Source organism: Chloracidobacterium sp. (assembly GCA_016715795.1).
GTDB lineage: Bacteria > Acidobacteriota > Blastocatellia > Pyrinomonadales > Pyrinomonadaceae > OLB17.
Genome location: JADJXP010000001.1, coordinates 49,163 through 69,414, shown reverse-complemented (window position 1 = coordinate 69,414; position 20,252 = coordinate 49,163). Strand labels below are relative to the sequence as shown.

The window sequence follows — 20,252 nt, the reverse complement described above, 5'->3', positions numbered from 1 at the left end:
CTTCAGACGCGATTTTGGTTGTTATTCCTTGATCGGATAGTTTACAGATCCATGGGTCGACGGCCGTTCCGACCGGTAGGATCAGCAAGATTCGAAATCTTTGTAAAGGCGAGGGATGCATGGACAAGGGAATCTTGAGTCTGATCGATGCCCGCGAGACGCTTATGAGCAATATCGACGTACTCAGGTGAGATCTCAGAGCCGATCCAGCTCCGCCCAAGGTCGCCGGCGGCCTTTGCCGTCGTTCCGCTTCCCATAAAGCAGTCATAGACAATATCGCCCTCGTCGGTCCACGTTGCGATCTGATCTTCTGCAAGCCGCTCAGGGAAGATCGCCGGGTGTCGGAAAGCTATGCGATCCGTAGCAGACGAAGTGCCTACGTTGTAGGTAAAGATGTTGCTTGCCTTACGCTCGGCTTTTATCTCACGTCCAATATCCTCGTCAGGGCAATTACCGCGGCCGCCCTGAGTGATACGAAACGCCTTTATCTTTTTGCCCGCTGATTTTGTTGGTTCCTTTATCGGGTTGAACGTTTTCGGCGTTCCTTTTGAGAAGCAGAACATATACTCAAACGACTGCCGGTAGCGCTTGCCGCAATCGCTCGGTATCGGGTTGTTTTTGACGTAGAGCATCGTATCCCAAAGCTTGAATCCGCCGACCTCGACGAACTTGATCGCCTGCCTAAAACTACTGAGCGATTCGCTGCCTTTCTGTGTCTTATCGCCTATCACCCACACCACCACACCACCCGGTTTGGTCTTTTGGTAAAGCAAGTGAATAAGCGTGTCGAGGGGCAAATCGTAACCGTTGTAGGCCCGCAGATCGTCATACGGCGGCGAGCACAGAGTCATATCCAGAAAGTCATCCGACATCCGTTCAAGCGTCTCGATGCAGTTCTCTGTATAGATACGGTTGAGTTCCATGCAGGTGTTCTTGGGATATTCCGGTCTGAGGACTTAAGCGATGTGCTCCCCTTAACCCATTTATCAGAAAATGGCGCGTAAAGAGTTGCGCTTAAGGAAGTTAAACATCCGCGCGCGCATTTGTCAAACCTTTTTTTGACGCTGCCGCTTACTGCCATTTCTCCAGGAATGCTGCGATAAAGGCCTTTTCCGGCTTTTGCGATTCGGCCTCAAGGAACTCACGAAACAGCTCTTGTTCCTCAAAGTACTCTTCATCCCCGAGCTTTCCGCAGAAGCGAACGACCCGAAGCCAGACTAGATAGGTATTTAGGACATCGATCTGATTGTATTCGACGATCTTTGTCAGATCGCCGGCGAGCCAGAGGTCGGTGACCTGATCGCCTTTTACGTCGATCTTACCCGGAAAGCCGCACAGTTTCGCGAGTTCGTCGAGCCTCGGTGTCATGTCGCGAGAAGAAAAGAGTTTCAACAGGTCGAGATGGTCCTCGTTATCCCATCGCCTGAAATAGTCTATGCCCTCCCAGGGCTTATCAGGACGCGAGCAGATCGCCGGAGCAGATATCTCATTGATCATGCCCCTCTGAATGAGCACCTGCATATCAGATTCGGCTGAATTATAGCCGACTAACTGCGGCTTGCGTTTGCCTACGGAATAGAGAAACCGCTCGATGATCTCGGCCTCGGTCGGTGGTGTTTCTTCCAATGGAAGTGCAGGAAACGAATTCAGGCCAAATTCGATCACGCGTTCGTTGTTCGTGTTGTAGTATGACTTGCGAGAGAGAAACGCGATTGAGACGACCCGGGAGAACATGTATTTGAGGAACGGCCGCGGATTCTTGTCGGCGTCGTAATGGGATGAATGTTCCCAAAGCGCCTGCATTGCATCGAGCTCGGCAACGTCGTCTGCAAGGTCAAAGAGCCGTCGGGCACCGGTCGCATCGGGGACCCATTCCATATCGAAGAAGAGCGTGAGTTCGTGGATCGGATTCTTAAGCATTTGAGTTCACTCGGATTCTAGCAGGTCGGTTGACCTGATCGCATCGGTGACTTAACTTGGTAATGCATGAAGCACCATTCTCTATTAGGACAGGCATCGTGTCTGATCGCTCTCGCGATCTGGGTCTATTTTGGCGCCGCGTTCTACTTGGTATTCTATCTTGACGGCACAAATCGAGTACTAGCTGATCTTTTCATTGCCGAGTCTCGCGGCATGACCGACCTGAGCGGCATGGGAATGGCAATCGTGATCTACACGGTGATCTTCTTTTTCATCCCCGTGATCGGACACCTTGTCGGCCTGATCCTTGGGGTAATCGGCCTACTCAGCAGGAGCCGAACGAACCTATTTCCCGGTCTTGGAATAGCACTGAACCTGCTCCCGGTTTTCATACTCAGTGCTCTTTACCTGATCGGTAGCTTGGCGGCCGGATAGACCAAATCGTTCACTCCACGAGTCGCTGCTACTGAGCCGTCGGCTGATCTCCGCTAACGATCTACCGTCAAAACGGGTACGTATTCGCCTCGATCAGCACGTCGGCGATCCGCTGGCGGGCGGCAATCGTATTGATCGGTGAATTGTTCTTGGTAAAGCGCTTTAGCGCGACCAATAGCGTCCGCCCTTCGTCGCCCTCGGCGATGGCGGCGAGCGTGTTGCGAGCCTTCATCTCGATCCGCTGAATGGCATCGTTGCAAAAGACGGCGGCCATATCTACCTGTCTCGCAGCGGCCTCTTCTCCGTTTGCATCTGCAAGCTTTCTGGCCCGCAGGATCGCCGATTCCATCTGATAGGCGTCCATTATGATGTCGGCACAGTTGAGAAGGACTTCCTGCTGTTCGGCGAGGCCCATCATGTATTTTTGGGCCGCGGTGCCGAGCACCATTAGGGCGATCTTCTTGGCGTTTGCCGCGAGTTTCGTTTCGGCGGCAAGTAAACCCGTGTCCTCATCAAACGACATCTGCGGATTCAGTATCTCGTCCTGCAAAGCCTGAGCGGCTTGCAGCAAGCCGAGCTTGCCCTTCATCGCCCGCTTCATCAACTGGCCGGGAATGAGCATTCGGTTGATCTCGTTCGTGCCCTCGAAGATACGGTTGATTCGCGAGTCGCGATACGCCTTTTCCGCAGGATAATCGGCGGAATAGCCATAGCCGCCGTAGATCTGGACCATCTCGTCAACGACGTAATCGAGAGCTTCTGAACACGCGACCTTGTTAATCGACGATTCGACGGCGTATTCCTCGATCGACTGCATCTTTTTGGCGTTGTCGGCACCGTCGCCGATCAGGGCATCGATCATGCCGACGGTTCGGTAGGTGATCGATTCCGAGACCCACGTGCGGATCGCCATCTCGGCAAGCTTGTGCTTGATCGCTCCAAAACCGGAGATAGGTTTATTGAACTGCTGCCGCTCATTCGCGTAACGAACCGTCTCGTGAATAGCGAGCTTCGCTCCGCCGGTGACCGATGCGCCAAGCTTGAATCTGCCGACATTCAGGATATTGAACGCGATCTTGGCGCCGTCGCCGATATTCCCGATGAGGTTTGTCGCCGGAACCTTGCAATCGCTCAGGATCAGCGGCGTGGTCGAGGACGATTTGATGCCCATCTTGTGTTCCTCGGCACCGGGGCGACAGGAGTCGCTGCGTTCAACGACAAAAGCGGAGAACTTATCCTTTTCGCCGTCGACCTTTGCAAAGACAATGTAAACGTCAGCAAAGCTGCCGTTCGAGATGAACATCTTCTCGCCGTTGAGAATGTAATATTCGCCGTCCTCAGTGAGTTTGGCCGTTGTTTTTGCTGCCTGTGCATCCGAGCCGGAGCCGCTCTCGGTCAGGCAGTACGCTGTCACTATCTCACCCGAAACGATCGGCGGTATCCAGCGCTTCTTTAGCTCCTCGGAGCCAAAATAAAGTATCGGCAGCACGCCGATCGACGTCTGTGCCCCGAATGTCGTGCCAAACCCGCCGCCGCGTCCCACCATCTCGGCGATAACGACGCCGGAGGTTTGGTCCAAGGCCAGCCCGCCATATTCCTCCGGAATAGTCGCGCCGAGCAGGCCAAGTTCGCCACCCTTACGCACTAGGTCGCGAGCGACCTCCCAGGCGTGCTGCTCCATCGCCGGTAGTTGCGGCGCGACCTCATTATCAACAAATTCCTTCGTCGTCTCGCCGATCATCCGCTGCTCTTCTGAGAGGTCTTCGGGTGTAAAGATCTCAGTCGTCTCGGCGATCAAAAACTCGCCGCCTTTCATGTATTCCTTTTCCATTTGCGTTTCCATATCGTTTTTTTTACCGCAGAGACGAGAAGACGCAGAGAAAACCGAAACCAATATCTCTGCCTTCATCCGTCGCGATCAATGGCTACTTCACCTCTTTTGGTTGTCCTTTCCTCTCTGCATCTCCGCGTCTCTGCGGTTCAAATCCTCTCAAAAATCCCAGCGGCGCCCATGCCGCCGCCGACGCACATGGTGACCATGCCGTAGCGGGCGTTGCGGCGTTTTAGTTCCTGTAATATCGTCGCAGTGAGCTTTGCTCCCGTGCAGCCCAACGGATGACCGAGGGCGACTGCTCCGCCGTTGACGTTCACCTTGCTCGGGTCCATTTCGAGGAGTTTCATTACTGACAGGCCCTGGGCGGCGAAGGCTTCGTTCAGCTCGATCACGTCGATCTGATCGAGCGTTAGGTCCGCGAGCTTGAGCGCCTTTGGAATGGCATAGACCGGGCCGATGCCCATTTCCTCGGGCAGGCAGCCGGCGGTGGCGAACGAGACGAAACGCGCCAGCGGTGTGACGCCGAGTTCTTTGGCTTTATCTGCAGACATTACAACGGCCGCGGCGGCCCCGTCGGACATTTGCGAAGAGTTACCGGCGGTTACGGTCCCGGCCGCATGAAACGCAGGCTTGAGCTTCGCCAAACCTTCCATCGAGGTGTCGGCGCGGACGCCTTCGTCCTGCGCGAAAACGACTTCTTTGCGGCGAACACGGCCTTTTTCATCAAACTCATCGACAAAGACATTCACGGGGACGATCTCGTCCTTGAAATTACCCGCTGCTATCGCGGCGGCGGCCTTGTGGTGCGACTGCATCGAGAATTCGTCTGCCTGTTCACGAGTGATCTCGTATTTGCGCGCAAGATTCTCGGCCGTCAGGCCCATGTTTAGGTAGTAATCGGGATACGTGTCGGTGAGCGCCGGATTCGGCCGGAATACGTTACCGCCCATCGGTATCATCGACATCGTCTCAAGCCCGCCCGCAACGATCACATCCGCGCCGCCCGTCGCAACACGATCAGCCGCAAGCGCGATCGTCTGCAAACCCGACGAGCAATACCGGTTCACCGTCATCGCCGAAGTCTCGACCGGCAAGCCCGCCGCTATCATTGCCGTCCGAGCGACGTTCATACCCTGCTCCGCCTCGGGAAACGCGCAGCCCATAATGACGTCGTCGATCATCGAGGCTTCAATTCCTGAGTGCGCAACCGATTCCCTAATGGCCGCCGCGCCCAATTCGTCCGAACGCGTATTCCTAAGCGTGCCTTTTGGGGCTTTTCCGACAGCCGTTCGAACGGCTGATACTATTACTGCTTCTTTCATGTTTGTTCTTCCCATCGTTGAATCTTCTCTTCCAGAACCTCGAATTGATCTTCATCGAACTCGCTTTCCCATTCGATCTCGCTTTCTTCGCCGCAATCGCCTAGTGAAAGTCGGGCTCCAAGGTTAATCAGTTCTTGCGTCTGGGCTTGCCATGAGCCGATCTCGTAAGGATCCAACGACCCGTCGCGAAACCCGTTCGATTCGCATTCAAATAATGTGGTGCTGTAGCTGTCACCCCCAAAATCCCCTCGCACATAGCCGCCTACAGAGATGCTCATCCGCTCCTCGCTGATCGATAAATTGGTGTAACTCATCTCGCCGCCATTCTCCAAAACGATGCCCATCTCCATATGCACTGCGGGTGTCGTCCGGGGAAGACGTTCAAGTGCGAGCCTTACAATGGCCAGATTCTTCAGTTCCTCGGGCGAGCGCGACGTGTCAACGGTCAATGCGTAAACCAGACTCAGCATTTCGTATTTGAACCATTGTTCGTCGCTCCGTAACGGAAGAAAGTCGCCGTCCGCATACGGATCTTCTATTTCGATATCCTCGGCCATTTCAGACACTATCGGCACTCCTTATGTCGAAAACAATCTGTTAGGTGATCGTTGACCATTCCCGTCGCCTGCATATGGGCGTAGATGATGGTCGAGCCGACGAATGAAAAGCCGCGTTTCTTGAGGTCCGCGCTGATGCGGTCGGACATCTCAGTCTTTGCCGCGATGTCGGTATCGACCTTGCAGCGGTTCACGATCGGTTTGTTGCCAATAAACGCCCAGATGTACTTGTCGAACGAGCCGAATTCCCTTTGTATCGCGATAAACGCCTTTGCATTCTTCACCGCCGCCGCGACCTTTTGCCGGTTGCGAATGATGCCGGGATCGAGCAGCAGTTTTTCGATCCGTTTGTCCGTGTATCGCGCGACCTTCTGGACATCAAAGCCGTCGAACGCCTTGCGATAGTTCTCGCGTTTCCGCAGGATCGTGTCCCAACTCAGCCCGGCCTGCGCACCCTCGAGGATGATGAATTCAAAGAGCTTCGCGTCGTCATGACACGGCACGCCCCATTCCTCGTCGTGATACTTGATCGCGAGGTCATTTTTTGGCCAGGTGCAGCGTTCGTCCATTTCCACCTTCTTTCTTCCTTCGCGGTCTTTGCGGCTTTGCGGGAAATAAAGAGGTTCCCGCAAAGCCGCAAAGAAGACTAATTGCGCAGCGGCTTGCCGGTCTTGAGCATAGCAGCGATGCGTTCTTGCGTTTTTCGCTCGCCGCATAAGGAGACGAAAGCCTCGCGTTCGAGATCGAGCAGGTAACGCTCTGTCACCTGCGTTCGATGGTTGATCGTGCCGCCTGCCATGATGTGAGCGAGCTTTCGGCCGATCAGTTCGTCATGGTCAGAGATGTAGCCGCCGCGTTTCATCATATGCAGGGCGAGCTTCAGCGCGGACTCGGCCGCCTCGCCGAGGACCGTGATGTCGGTCCGCTCGACGGGCGCGACCCAGCCGGCGGCGTCGAGATTCAGCACCACCTGTTTCGCATCCTGAATGAGCCGGTCACCGTTCATCGAGATCGCATCGCTATCGCGTAGAAAGCCGAACGCTCGTCCTTCCTGAGCACTCGTCGCGACCTTGCCCATGCCAACCGTCTCGAACGTTTTCTTGAGGAACTGCAGCGGATCGGAATCGGGAGCCTTTGCCCATGCATCCATTGCCCGCATGGTCATCTCCTTTGTGCCGCCGCCCGCCGGGATGACGCCGACGCCGACCTCGACGAGGCCGATGTAAGTTTCCGCCGCCGCGCGAACTTTGTTACCGTGCATGGCGATCTCACAGCCGCCGCCGAGCGTGAGGCCGTACGGGGCCGTAACGACGGGCTTTTGTGAATACCTGAGCCGCATCACGGAGTTTTGCAGAGCGGCGACCATCATGTTGATGTCGTCCCATTCCTCTTCCTGGGCGGCAAGCAGGAGCATCATGATGTTGGCTCCGGCCGAGAAATTCCCGCCCTGATTGCCGACGACGAGACCGGCGAAGTTCCGCTCGACCTCATCGATCGCGAAGTTCATCATCTGCACCGTATCGCCGCCGATCGAATTCATCTTTGAATGAAACTCGAGGCACGCGACGCCATCGCCGAGGTCGATGAGCGATGCGCCGGGATTCGTCTTGATCGTACCGGTGCGTTCCTTCACATCTTTGAGGATCGTGACGCCGGGGCGTTTGGGAACAGGTTTGTATGCGCCCTCGTTGAGATCGTAAAAACTCGTCTCGCCGTTCTCCCGTTTGTAGAACGATGTCGCTCCTGATGCGAGCATCTTTTCGATATTCGCAGGAACGGCCTGGCCCTCGGCCTTCATTCGTTCGATGGATTCGACGACGCCTATCGCATCCCACGATTCAAAAACGCCGATCGTCCAGCCAAAGCCCCACTTGATCGCATTGTCGATCTCGACAACCGTATCGGCGATCTCAGGGATGCGGTTGGCTGAATAGCGAAACGTGCGTGACATTGTTTTCCAAAGAAAATCCGCCACACGGTCGTCGCCCCAGACGAGTTTATTGATACGTTTGTCGGTGTCCTCGATAGCCTTTGCCGCATCGAGCGAGGGGAATTTGCTCTTCTGCTGGGGCTTGTATCCGAATGTTTCTAGATCGAGTTCGAGGATCTGGCGATTGCCCTCGGCGTCTTTTGATTTCTTGTAAAATCCACCCTGCGTTTTGTCACCGAGCATCTTTTTCTCGAGCATCGTGTTAATGACGTCGGGCACGAGAAACACATCGCGGTCCTCGTCGTCGGGGACGGCCGGGTAGAGATTTTTATTGACGTGAACCAGCACGTCGAGTCCGACAAGATCCGAAGTGCGGAATGTCGCCGATGACGCATGGCCGATCGCTTTTCCCGTGATCTGGTCGATCTCGGTCGGCGTAAAGCCCATCTCGAGCATCTCGTGAACGGTCGCCATCATTCCGAAAGTGCCGATGCGATTAGCGATAAAGTTCGGCCGGTCCTTTGCCGGAACAACGCCCTTGCCAAGCCGCTGGTCGAGAAAGCCGGATATTTTACACGCGATCTCGCCACTGGTTGCCGTGCCTGGGATCACTTCGACGAGCTTCATGTAGCGCGGCGGATTAAAGAAATGAATGCCGACGAAATGCCGCTTAAAATCGTCCGAAAAGGGGCCGGCGATGGCATCGATCGGAATGCCGCTGGTGTTCGAGGCGATCACGGCCCCCGGCTTGCGGTTCTTTTCGACCTCGGCAAAGAGCTTGTGCTTGATGTCGAGATTCTCGACGACGGCCTCGATCACGAGGTCGCATTCCTTGAGTTTTGCGATGTCGTCGGTGAAGTTGCCCGTCGTGATCAGCCGAGCATTGTCGCCATGCATGAACGGTGCGGGCTTTAGTTTCTTTGCCGCATCGAACAGGGAATTGACGATGCGGTTTCGCACCAGCGACGATTCGAGAGACAGGCCTTTAGCGGCCTCATCCGGTGTGAGCTCGGACGGGGCAATGTCGAGCAGCAACGTCTGAATTCCCGCGTTTGCCAAGTGCGCCGCGATACCAGCTCCCATTGTACCTGCACCGAGCACGGCCGCCATCGCAATAGTCAATTTGCCCTCTCCGGCCGGTTGGCCGTCCTTTAGCGCTGCTGCATTTCCGGTATTTGTCATAAATGATCCATCCAGCAATGAGGTGGCTGGAAACGAAGAAATTATAACTGAATGAATGTTCATTCAGCAAATGGTGAATGGACATGAGCGGTCATATCGGTGATTATTCAACGTAACAAAGATCGCTTTGTTTATGAGCTTGATAAGCTGATGGTCGAGATCTCTGCTCAGGCGGACAGCATGAAAGGGCCGATACCGATAGCCCTTGACGTGTCGGCGTTGGCCTCGCGCGTGCGGTCGGGTGTGCAGCTTTATACTGAGGGCATTTTTGCAGAGCTTTCGCGCCGGCCTGACGAAGTCTCTGTTCGAGCGTTTCACGTTACCAAGCCCTTCAAAAGGTCCGAGTTACACTCCGCCGTTGTCTCCGGCTCGACTGCATACTTGCATCCGTCACTGGCACGGGTCGGTGAGGCGGTTATCACTCATTCGACCGACAATAAGTTCCTCTACAAGCCGCGAAAGATAAATATTGCGACGGTACATGACGTTGCGATCTTTCTGCCGGAGAACGACATTCCGGGATTCACAAGCGCAGCGTTTCGCGAGAAACAACACCGTGTGCTAGAGCGAATGTGTGACAAGGCCGACCACATTATCGCGGTGAGCGAAACGACGAAAAGAGACCTGTCGAGCCTGCTGTCGGTAGAGCCTTCGAGAGTCAGCGTCGTTTATCAGGGCATTGAACCTCCGGCCGTAGAGACCGAGCAAGATAAGGATGCGATCGCCGAATCGGGGCTTCGACCGCAGGGGTATCTGCTTTTTGTAGGTGTGATCTCGATCCGAAAGAACCTGTTGGGTTTGATCCGGGCCTTTGAGCGATCACAAGCTCGGCGTGGCCTAAAGCTTGTGCTTGTGGGGCCGATGTCGATGGGAAGCGAACAGATACGTGCGTGCGGCGAACAACTCGGTTCGTCGGTGGTATTAACGGACTCCGTAAGCCAAACGAGGCTTGCCGCGCTGTATCGTAACGCCGCGGCCTTTGTCTTTCCCACTTATTACGAAGGTTTTGGACGGCCCATTTTAGAGGCGATGTCCTATGGCCTGCCTGTTCTAATTGGTAACCGTGGGGCTGCGCCTGAGATCGCGGGCGGAACGGCCGTAGAGGCCGATCCATTCTCGATCGAGTCAATGGCGGAGGGCATTGATGCCGCGCTCAATGCCGATTTTGATGCTGATGCGGCCCGCTCGCGCGCTGCAGAATTTACGTGGCGACGCTGCGGAGATCAACTTGTACAACTCTATCGAAAGCTAACAGACTAGGGGTTATTCCTCGTTCCTGCGGCGGGCGTTCGGGTAGCTCACGCGAGAACGGGCGAGGCGCGTTTCGAGGGGCATCGCTTTGTAAGCCATCGAGACGGCACCGCCGAATTGGCCCTGAACAAGCGAGACAAAGGAATTCTGAAAAGCACGGAATCGCGGAACGCTGCCGCGCTGGTTGAAGATGACGAACAACAGCCGGCCGTTACGCGTATTGACCTCGCCAGCGAGGGCGCTGACCCCGCCGTCGGTGTTGGCCATTGTGCCGGTCTTGCCGACGACGCTGCCGCGCGAGAAATCGCCATCAAACCGTTCCTCGAGCGTTCCCACGTCAACGCCCGCGACCGGCATGATATCGGCAAAGGTCATCTTGTACCAGGCAAGGTCCTTGCGAAGCGCACGGAGCAGTTTCATCATCGCGTTGGGTGTAACGCGATTGTGGCCCAGCCCGCTGGAGGTCGCAAGCGAAAATTCCTCCGCCGGCACGCCTGCGTTCAGGTGAACAAGCCGCGCAACTGCAAACGGGCCGCCGACAAGATCACCCAGCCGCTCAGAAAGGAAGTTATTCGAATAGCAGAGCGTGGCCTTTAGGATCTCGCGGATCGGCGCCGACTCGTGCGTGAAGAGATGCGTCAGGTTGCTCGCGATCGGCTGGACGTATGCGGCCCCGCCAAAAGTCACGCTCGGCACGCCGCGGACCTGGGCAAACTTACCTGAATACGAAAGGTGATTCAGCCAGACCTTGGTCGCTGCGGGCGTGCGTGCCGAGGCCTCCATCGTCGCATACAAGGCCTGTGCCGAAGTCTGGGGCGACGCCGAGTAGTTCATCGCGAAATTGTCCGTCACGATCAGATCACCGGCAACGGTGAGAATGCCCATTTTATTGAGTTCGTGTGCCAGCGTGACGGCGTGCTGGTAGCCAAATACGGGGTCCTTGCCCGAAACGTAGAGGTTGCCGTTGAGCGTTCCTGTCTGGCGGTCGATCACGCCGTCGGTGTAAACGTTCGTAATAAATCGAAATTCCGGTCCAAACGTCTTTAGAACGGCATAGGCGGTCGCGATCTTGACGTTCGACGCAGGGTTAAAGGCAAGTGCCGCATTGCTCTCAATGACCACACCACCGTCCAGCGATTCGACGAGGACGCCGGAATAACCAGGTATCTGAACCTCGGCAAGGGCAGGGAATGCCGTGCGAATGCTGCTGCCCGGCATTGGAATGGGCACGGCACTGCCGGTCTTTTTGACATATGGCGTTGCCGAAGCCTGCGGCCCCGAAGTTTCCTTCCTGACCTGAATATCCTGCAGCAGCGGCGGACGCTCCTGAGCACTTGCAATGCAGGGCGCAAGCAGGATCGCGGTGACAAGCAGATATCTTATTGTCTCGAAGGCTCTCGTCATGGGTGCTGGTTTCCTTTAGGGCGGGCCATTGCCGATAGCGGCAATGATCTTACTAATATACCAGATTTTCGGCCATCTTGTTCCGCCTTTTGAACCGACAGCATTTTGATCGTGGTTCGGCCGATCAGGATGCCTGGAATCGCCATTGCTTATAGGAGCGATTCGATATTGTTATAGCACAAATTTTGCACGACGGAAAGAGTTTTATTTGCGGTAGTGATCATTCAGGGACAAATGACTTTGCCATGACGATGCGGGTCCCGTCGTCAGTCGGCTCTATCCTGACGTCATCCATCAGCGAACGCATGAGCTTGAGGCCCCATCCGCGACGGTCGTCGTCATTTGCCGCGGCCGCCTGAGTATCTGCGAGCCGTAGGCCGCGATTGGTCACGGTCACCTCGATCCGGCCATTACCGACAGCAAATGTCAGATCGATCTTTCGGTCAGGGCTTAGGCTGTGCTCGGATGCATTGATGCAAGCCTCGACCAGGGCAGTCTTTACCTGATTGATCGCTTTCTGGGGTACGCCGTGCTGTCGTGCGAGGTCTTCCACAGCACGAGCAGCCACCATCTCCGTATCGCCATCCATCGAGATGGTCATCTCACGGCGCTCGACGCCGGATATTTCGGATGCCCCCGAAGGAATAGTTCGGTCTTCGACGAGAGGTTCGGGCGTCGGCGATATTGTCGGAGGCGGCTCCGGCATCGGCATCGGCTCGAGATCAGGGACGGTAACCGGTTTGGCCGCGACCTCAGTATTCAAAAATTCCGCGAGCAGGGCCGCTTGCTTTCGGCTGGAGCCGTAAAAACCTCGCCGCCTCAGCATTTCGATCGCCGCTGCGTCAAAGCCCTCCGGCGCGATGAGCCATATCTTGAAATTCGCAAAATTGCTGTGGATGGCTGCCGCTTCGAGGCGGTCACACCAATATTCGGCGACATCAAGTTTTGCTTCGAGCTTTGAATCGATCTCGGCGGCGAGGACGGCGATCTCCCGGCCATCGTTCTCTAGTCCGATACCGACCGCGGCCCGCTCAGGTTCGGCTATGGCAGCGAACATCGGATAGACCGCCTCGACGGTAGTTACATAAACTATGCGCGGCAGGGCAACCTTGTCATTATCTTCACGAAGCGCCTTGACGATCTTGTCATCGCCCGCACCTTTGAACTCGGCCTTGTATCGTCCATAGTCAAACAAAGCGAGCGTCACCATCTGGCTGTTAAAGCTATCGAGCAGGTCGGCAACACCAATAGCTGCGTCACGCCGATACACTCTCGCCATCTTAGCCGGTGCCTGCTTTATCGCAGTTGTCAACGCTTCTCCGACGACGAGTGCGCGTGACTCACCGCCTTCGAGCCGGGCCCGAGCGCGAACATAGTCTGCGAGGACCGCGTTGGTCGTTTCGAATCTGACGCTCAGGCCCTCGACATCGACGATCTCATGCTGATGCAGGGCGTCCAAACCGGCCTTTTCGATGCCTGCGTGCTTTTGGAAGTATGCGAGCGAAACACGTGCTTCAGGCTGGAGTGCGGCCTCATCAAGCACACGGATCACCCTTGCCTGTACGACGTTATCCGGAATTATCCTGTCGAACAAGTGTCCATAACCGGTGGCAATTCGCCCGCCGAATATCTCATCGACGTAGATCTGCTGGACGCTCTCAAACGTATCGAGGTCGGCCCCGCGTTCGGCCGCAGTCGCAAACAGGCGATGAATGTGCCCCGGCACGCCATCCAGTTCAACTGCGATGAGATCGCGAGACGCGTCAGTCAGCTTGATCCCATTTTTCTGAGCTAGCTTCTCGACCAGTGCGGCCGCGTGATCATACGCCAGCGGCTCTGCCTGCAGCGATGGGAACGGGAAGCGTTCAAAGACAAAACGCCTGTGTCCCGCCAGGACCGATCGGATGCGGGCTCGCGAATAGATATCCCTCAGTTCGCTGATGACCGCTTCGCCGCCGTCCATACTCGCTAACCGATGAATACGGTCGATCATTACGAAGCTGATCGCCCCGTGTCGCGCTGCCCTGATAGGTGCACTTAGGCAATTGCGGATAAAGGACCGGTCATCCGTAAGGCCACCCTCACACGTCTCTGCAAGTCGGTCGATCCAGTAGCCGTCAGCCGGGACCGCAAGTTCAGTAACCTCACACATGTCAGGCGAGGCCGTGATTATCGCCGGGTCGCGCCGCCGAAAGGCTACGGTCTGGCGCAGGAATTCCTGAAGAAATCGGGTGGCCATCGCCCGCACCGTTCGATCGCTATCGGTAATCTCAAAATAGAACGGGATCGGCCCCGATCCGTCAAAAAAGGCACGGTCGTAGGCCTGACGGAGCAGTTCAGACACGCCGGCACCCGGCGCGGCCAACAATGGCAGACACGCATCGCCGGCGGTTCGCGAGATGTGTCCATCGATATGCTCGAGTTCGTCACTGCGGCCGACGAACATATCCGTCGGGCACCCAGCAAGGATCGGGATCGGCCTTTCTGGTCTCATCCGTGTGTCTTCTCCCTCACGCCGTTCTGCAGGCCGTTTGATGTCCGAAATATCTTCACTTGATTGCGCCCCGCTTCCTTCGCCTGATAGAGGGCCTTGTCGGCTGCCGACACCAGATCGACCGACGAGCAAAGCTCCGCTGAGCAGCTTGCGATCCCTATGCTCAATGTGACGCGACGATGCGGAAACTCGGTGTGTTCGACATTGTAACGAATGCGTTCCGCAATGGCAGCGGCCTCCTCGTCGTTCGTCTGCGGCAACAGGATCGAGAATTCTTCTCCACCAAAACGAGCGGCAACATCGGCGGCCCTAACCGTATCGCGAATTACCTGAGCGACGAGCTTAAGGGCATCATCGCCGGCCGGATGGCCGAACGAGTCGTTATAGCCCTTGAAATCATCGACGTCGAGCATCATAAAGCTCATCGGAAAACCGTGACGGTTCGAACGCTTGACCTCTTCAGTAAGGCGTTCCTCGATGTAGCGTCTGTTGAGCATGTCTGTAAGAGGGTCGGTTACCGAAAGCTGTTCAAACTCGCCTGCCATCTCCTGCAGCAGGGCCCTATCGACAGCAACGCCGATCTGCGGCGCGATCGCGTGAAACAACTCGACGGATTCCTCATCGAAAGGCTGGCCGGTGGCCCTGTCGGTAAAATTCATTACCCCGAGCAGCCGGCCGCCGACGGCGATCGGATAGCTCAGGAACGACGACGTTCTATAACCTCGTTCAGGAACTGGGCCGAGCGAGGTCCGCTCAACGTCCGTCACGACCACGGGCTCGCCGAGCGAGAATACAACCGTCGCAACGCGGGCCCCGGCCTCTTCGTTCGGGTCCGGCTGCTCTCGCGCACCGATGATCGACCTGAGTTTGAGTCCATCAGCCTTTGGATCAAAGATGAGGAGAGATGCACGCTCTGCGCCGAGCATCTCGGCTGCGCTCCTCGTCAGTTCGTGCCATACGTTCTGCGCATCAAGACGGCGCAGGCTCGCTGAGAAACGGCGTTCGCCTGCGGTGAGCCGCTCGCGAAATGCTACGTCGCTCCGCAATCGAAGGATCTCCAGGTGCGGAGCGAGCGTGCGGAATATCCTCCCGATCTGCTTCTTGATGCTCTCATCTGCGATCGGATCGAGCACCGCGGCCGCGGCCAGGATCTCGTCACCGACGGAGATCGGAAATAGGTTCATCAAGCGGGCCGCCGGGCCGCCCTGCTTTGGCCTCTCACCGAGTTCGAGCGGTCTTTCGTCGCGTATCGCTGCAAGTAGTCGCGCATCATCGGAACCGATGCCAAGCCGCACGCGCCGGTCGAGCATCTCGCCGTAAGCAGATATCGTTTCAAGTCGGCCGTCACGGTTGTCAAGCCAGAGCATCGACGAAAAGCCATATCGCCGAGCAAGGAAACTCAGCACAGCATCGATGCCACCCGAATAATCCAATTTTAGGAGCGAGCCAAAGAACGAACGCCACTCGCCGGCCTCAATCACCGCCGAGGCGGGATGTTTCTGCCGTTTTTTCTCCGGTTCGGGAGCCGTCACGGAGCTCGGCGGAGTTTGCCCGGGGCGCAGCCCGACCTCGCGATTGAAACGCTCGACGATGCTCTCGATGCGTTGTGATGCTTCCACGGATCGGGGCTGTTCGTTCGGTATCCGACGCTCAACCAATTGGGCCGCTTGACGGGCCGTTTCCTTGATCTCCTCTTGTGACGAGGCCAGCAGGATGTTCTCGAACAGGTCCGCCGGCGAATATTCGCTCCAGTCGCCGTCGACTGCTCGCATCGTTGCGCGACGATATCTGTCACTTTCGACAAACGCGCGTCCGGCGATCGTCACAAGAGGCCGTTCCGGATCCGCGGGCGGGATCGCGGCGCATTCAAGGCCGGCATGACAGGTGTAGGTGACCGGTCCGCCCACGGCTAGCGTCTCCTCAAGCGCCGTTCCGCAAAAGTCGCGACACTTGCCGATCAGCTTGCCATCGGGATTGAGAACTCGGCAGATCGAATTGTCATTGGCCGAGATGATCTGGCGTCCGCTCGCGTCCACGACGACAATAGCCACGCCGTTATCCACGGCAAGACGTTCGAGTTCGTTCTCGTTGGTGATCTCGCTCAAGGCAGCAATTTTAAGGCCCAGATCAAACAAATCGGCCGATCGCAGCCCGAAGGGCGCCGCCGCAGTTATCCTGAGTTTAGTGAGTTAAACGGTCAATTGTGGGCGATTTTCAATATTTCGTCGAGGTCAATGCCCATTTCGGGCATCCGGTTTCCAATCGCTGTCAATGCTGACGTCAGCGAGCGAAAATGCATCCAGGCCGTTCAGTTCAAAGCCGTGTACATAGGGCTTGACGAGCGCGTAAGAGACTGGAAAATACAACGGGATCACTGTCAGATCATACATAGCCTCGGTCGCGGTGATCAATTTAACAGGGCCATCAGATCGAGGAATATCCGCAACGATCTCGTTGTCAGCAGCGGCCGGCCCGCTTATCGATGACGCATCAGAGGCAGGCCCCGCCTGCTCCGGCCCTGTGACCGGCGCCGGATCCTTTCGGCGTTCCACCGAACCTAAAATGGATGTCAGGCCGGCAAGTTCGTCCGCCGTCGGGAGCACGACGCCACGTCTGATCAGGTCATATCGGCCCTCGGTGCGTGCGGCTGTCATCGCCGCCGTCTCCGTTACGGCTATCTGGGTCTCTATGTTCAGGTGCTGTTTCCACATCTGGGCAATGGTGCGGGCAACACGCTGCTGCATATCATTTCGGTTAACGACAAGTCGGATCGCCGGGAATTCCACACCGTTGGGGAAGCCTGCGGTTTCCAGCAGGCTGCGCGCCCTTTCCGCGTCGAATATCAGCGCATTCCTCTCATCAGGGCCAAGCGGCAGCAGTGTGTTGGCCGGTTCGGTGGCACCCTCGAGTTCGCTGTCGATGAGTTTTCCGCGGTCTATTGCGATAGCGAGGGCCTCGCGCACTCGCCGATCGGAAAACGGCGCATTCTTGAGGTTAACCTCGTAAAGGTTGATCGCGCTGTGCCGCACCTGGCGAAAATCCTCGTATGGCGCCAGCAGCTTCAGGGCAAGGGGCTCGAGCTCAGCATTGGTCACCGCATCGAGCTCACCATGCCGATAGGCATCCAGAGCAGATTCCGCCGTTTCTTTTGCCACAAATCGAACACCATCAAGGTGGACAGCCTCTTTATTCCAGTACGTGTCCGATCTCTCAAGCGTAACGCCATCCTTATTCACGAGAGCTACCCGAAACGGACCGTTAGTGACGATACCGTTATTGATCGCCTCGGTCTCAAAATGCTCACCGCTGCCGTAGACGGGCCGAAATGCGGTACTCGCCACGAGCTTGGGCAAGTCCTTGTCCGGCAGCTTGAGAGTAACCTTGAGGGTTGTATCGTCGACAGCCTCTGCACCGAACAAGACGGGCTTAACGACGGCTGCGGGCTTGCCCGGCGTTGGAGTCGGCTCCGGCTTTACCGCCGTCGTCGTGCGCGGCTGAGAACTGACTGGCGGTAAGGGCACAGGCGTCTGGGCCGCATCAAAATCGGTCGTCCTCAATACCTCACCAGTGCCGATATTGGTGCCGACAATGTTCTGGAAAAGCTCTCTCTGAGGTGCCTTCTCGCCCAGCTTGAGCACTCTCTGCCACGACGCTGCGATGTCGCCGGCCGTCACGCGTTTTCCATTCGTCCAGCGAGCATTCTTGCGAAGTTCAAAGGTCCAAACGCGGTTCTCGTCACTTGCCGTCCATTTCTCAGCAAGTGCCGGCCTGGCATCGAGTGTTCGTCCGTCAAGTTCTGTCAGCCCCTCGTAAACCGCACGGACGAGATCTGTTTCCGGTGCCGCTGCCGCTCGGGCCGGATCGAGACTGCGCGGAACCTTGCCATTACTCCAGCGAAACTCCTGCTTTGCAGGCGCCGGAGCAGCCGCACCATAATACTGTTCGGGTTTCGGTCGTTGTATCTCGGAACAGGAGGCCGCGAGCAGGCAGGCGGCAACAAGGACAGCGAACCGTGTCAGAATGGGTCGGATATTCTCAGGGGCGAACATTCTCTCCCTCTTTAGCGTCGCGCAGCCGCCGCACCAGGGCCACCGTCTGTCGGCGGGTCTCGTCAAAGCCCTTTGACGTGTCGATCAGATAGTCGGCAAAGAGCTTCTTTTCTTCCTGTGGCATCTGGGCGGCGATCCGTCGCTTGGCGTCCGCCTCGCTTAGCCCATCGCGCATCACCAGTCGTTGTAATTGTATCTCAGGCAAACACCACACAACAATTATTCGGTCGAATCGCCGATAGCCGCCCGATTCGATCATGAGGGCCGCATCAACGACCGCAATGCCATCGGGATCGTCGCGCGTTACGCGGCTCAACCATTTGTCCTGAACGGCGAGAACGCGCGGGTGCACGATCGAATTGAGCAACTCGCGCTTTTCCTCATCGGCAAACACAATCGAGCCGACGCGTTTGCGATCAAGCTCGCCCGAATCGGTCAAGACTTCTTTGCCAAACAGCGAGACGATCTCGGCAAGCCCGTCCGTCCCTTTTGCGACAACCTCGCGAGCTGTCTGGTCGGCATCAAGCGTATGGCACCCGAGCTCGCGCATGACCGTGACGACAAACGATTTGCCGACCGCGATCGAGCCTGTGAGACCGAGCTTGAGCACCTAAGCCGCCCTGTTATGACGCTTTGCGAGTTTGTTGACATTGAATTGGGCGATCTCCTCGAGCGTCAGGCCGAGTTCATCGGCACATGCCGAGATGTACCATAGGACATCGCCGAGTTCGTCCTTGAGCCGCCCTCGGATCTCGTCATTGATGATCCCGGCGTGATCGCGCTGTATCTTTTTGACGACATTCGCGACCTCGCCGGCCTCGCCTGCAAGGCCAAGCGTCGGGTATTCGAGATTCGACATGCGTTGGGGATAATGGGCCGTCTGGCTGGCCTCAGACTGATATTCTGCAAAGTTCATAGCTGGATCCCTCGCCTCAATTTCGCGGCCGTGATGGTGTTCTTCATCAACATAGCCACGGTCAACAGGCCGACGCCGCCGGGAACAGGCGTCAGGCTTCCGGCCTTTTCGGCCGCTTCGCGCGGATTTACATCGCCGACGAGCGTCGATCCGCGCTTTTCGATGGCCGCAAGCCGTTTCTCGATCTCATCGTCTGAAAACAATGTCCGCGCTTCCGTAATGTCCGACACGCTGTTGATGCCAACGTCGATCACGGCTGCTCCCTCGCCGATATGCTCGCCGCGAATGAACCCGGCACGCCCGATGGCAGGCGACGAGGATATCAGCCTGCTGCGTGACAGCGGGCAGATCGCGTGTTCGCGAATGGCAGATCGTGACGGTGGCATTCTCCTGCAGCAGAAGCATCGCCATCGGCTTGCCGACGATATTGCTGCGGCCGACGACGACCGCGTGCTTGCCGGCGATCTCGATTTCCGACCGCTTCAGTATCTCGATAACCCCGGCCGGAGTGCAGGGCACTAGCGATTCGCGGCCCTGCATCAGCCGGCCCGAATTGATAGGGTGAAATCCGTCAACGTCCTTCAGCGGATCGATCCTCTCAAGGATCACACGTTCGTCAATATGCTTCGGCAGCGGAAGCTGCACCAGGATGCCGTCAACATCGTTCCTCGAATTCAGTTCATCAACGACGGCTAATATCTCTTCCGATGTCGTATCCGTCGCGAAATGCCGATGCTCCGAGGCCATGCCGAGCTCCTCAGTCGTGCGGACCTTGCTGCCAACATAGACGGCCGAAGCCGGATCGTCACCAACGCGGACCACCGCGAGGCATGGTGTAACATTGTGCACCTCGCGGAGGTCGGCGGCCGCCGCCGCCACCTCAGACTTAATGGCTTCGGCGATCGTCTTTCCACTGAGAATTCTGGCAGGCATATATGTCTTCTGAGCCGATTTTACC

At 56.8% G+C, this 20,252-nt stretch carries 15 protein-coding genes and 1 pseudogene; 2 read left to right on the top strand and 14 right to left on the bottom strand.

Features of this window, described 5'->3' with window-relative positions:
* Positions 1-41: 41 nt before the first annotated feature.
* Both IPM59_00360 and IPM59_00355 read right to left on the bottom strand, forming a co-directional pair.
* Positions 42-923 carry a site-specific DNA-methyltransferase gene (locus IPM59_00360; GenBank protein MBK9214046.1) on the bottom strand — a complete coding sequence of 294 codons (882 nt, stop codon included), beginning with the start codon at positions 921-923 and terminating at the stop codon, positions 42-44.
* A gap of 148 nt (positions 924-1,071) precedes the next feature.
* Positions 1,072-1,920 carry a 3'-5' exonuclease gene (locus tag IPM59_00355; GenBank protein ID MBK9214045.1) on the bottom strand — a complete coding sequence of 283 codons (849 nt, stop codon included), beginning with the start codon at positions 1,918-1,920 and terminating at the stop codon, positions 1,072-1,074.
* Between the two features lie 66 nt (positions 1,921-1,986).
* Here IPM59_00355 and IPM59_00350 point away from each other — a divergent pair, with 66 nt between their 5' ends.
* Positions 1,987-2,355 (top strand): hypothetical protein, encoded by a 369-nt coding sequence (locus tag IPM59_00350; protein ID MBK9214044.1) that lies wholly within the window; start codon positions 1,987-1,989, stop codon positions 2,353-2,355.
* Positions 2,356-2,422: 67 nt separating this feature from the next.
* Here the strand turns inward: IPM59_00350 and IPM59_00345 are convergent, their stop codons facing one another.
* The 5 genes from IPM59_00345 to IPM59_00325 all read right to left on the bottom strand — a co-directional run bounded on the left by IPM59_00345 (position 2,423) and on the right by IPM59_00325 (position 9,108).
* Entirely contained in the window at positions 2,423-4,186 is a 1,764-nt protein-coding gene (locus tag IPM59_00345; GenBank protein ID MBK9214043.1) for an acyl-CoA dehydrogenase family protein, read from the bottom strand.
* Positions 4,187-4,335: 149 nt separating this feature from the next.
* Positions 4,336-5,511 (bottom strand): acetyl-CoA C-acyltransferase, encoded by a 1,176-nt coding sequence (locus IPM59_00340; protein MBK9214042.1) that lies wholly within the window; start codon positions 5,509-5,511, stop codon positions 4,336-4,338.
* Complete coding sequence (locus IPM59_00335) at positions 5,508-6,068, bottom strand: hypothetical protein (protein MBK9214041.1); 561 nt, start codon at positions 6,066-6,068, stop codon at positions 5,508-5,510. Before IPM59_00335 ends, IPM59_00340 begins: the two co-directional genes overlap by 4 nt.
* Before the next feature lie 8 nt (positions 6,069-6,076).
* A complete protein-coding gene (locus IPM59_00330) occupies positions 6,077-6,637 on the bottom strand; it encodes a DNA-3-methyladenine glycosylase I (GenBank protein MBK9214040.1) in 561 nt (186 codons plus the stop codon).
* A 77-nt stretch (positions 6,638-6,714) separates the two neighbouring features.
* Positions 6,715-9,108: a 3-hydroxyacyl-CoA dehydrogenase/enoyl-CoA hydratase family protein gene (locus IPM59_00325; protein ID MBK9214039.1), complete on the bottom strand. Its 2,394-nt coding sequence runs from the start codon at positions 9,106-9,108 to the stop codon at positions 6,715-6,717.
* A gap of 171 nt (positions 9,109-9,279) precedes the next feature.
* Between IPM59_00325 and IPM59_00320 the strand changes: the two genes are divergently transcribed.
* Positions 9,280-10,440, top strand: coding sequence for a glycosyltransferase family 4 protein (locus IPM59_00320; GenBank protein MBK9214038.1), 1,161 nt, complete (start codon positions 9,280-9,282; stop codon positions 10,438-10,440).
* Between the two features lie 3 nt (positions 10,441-10,443).
* Here IPM59_00320 and IPM59_00315 read toward each other — a convergent pair whose 3' ends face one another.
* The 7 genes and pseudogenes from IPM59_00315 to folD form a co-directional block, all read right to left on the bottom strand.
* A complete protein-coding gene (locus tag IPM59_00315; GenBank protein ID MBK9214037.1) occupies positions 10,444-11,835 on the bottom strand; it encodes a D-alanyl-D-alanine carboxypeptidase in 1,392 nt (463 codons plus the stop codon).
* Positions 11,836-12,055: 220 nt separating this feature from the next.
* The gene (locus IPM59_00310) at positions 12,056-14,329 is read right to left on the bottom strand and encodes an ATP-binding protein (protein MBK9214036.1); all 2,274 of its coding nucleotides are present in this window, start codon (positions 14,327-14,329) and stop codon (positions 12,056-12,058) included.
* Positions 14,326-16,434 (bottom strand): diguanylate cyclase, encoded by a 2,109-nt coding sequence (locus IPM59_00305; protein MBK9214035.1) that lies wholly within the window; start codon positions 16,432-16,434, stop codon positions 14,326-14,328. The genes IPM59_00310 and IPM59_00305 overlap by 4 nt, the downstream gene beginning before the upstream one ends.
* Before the next feature lie 126 nt (positions 16,435-16,560).
* On the bottom strand, positions 16,561-18,378 hold the full coding sequence (locus tag IPM59_00300) for a peptide ABC transporter substrate-binding protein (protein ID MBK9214034.1): 1,818 nt from the start codon (positions 18,376-18,378) through the stop codon (positions 16,561-16,563).
* Positions 18,365-18,988 (bottom strand): dephospho-CoA kinase, encoded by a 624-nt coding sequence (locus tag IPM59_00295; protein ID MBK9214033.1) that lies wholly within the window; start codon positions 18,986-18,988, stop codon positions 18,365-18,367. Before IPM59_00295 ends, IPM59_00300 begins: the two co-directional genes overlap by 14 nt.
* Positions 18,989-19,294, bottom strand: a complete 306-nt coding sequence (locus tag IPM59_00290; protein ID MBK9214032.1) for a nucleoside triphosphate pyrophosphohydrolase family protein — start codon at positions 19,292-19,294, stop codon at positions 18,989-18,991.
* Positions 19,291-20,227 (bottom strand): annotated as a pseudogene (gene folD, locus IPM59_00285) (bifunctional methylenetetrahydrofolate dehydrogenase/methenyltetrahydrofolate cyclohydrolase FolD). The gene IPM59_00290 and the pseudogene folD overlap by 4 nt, the downstream one beginning before the upstream one ends.
* Positions 20,228-20,252 lie beyond the last annotated feature (25 nt).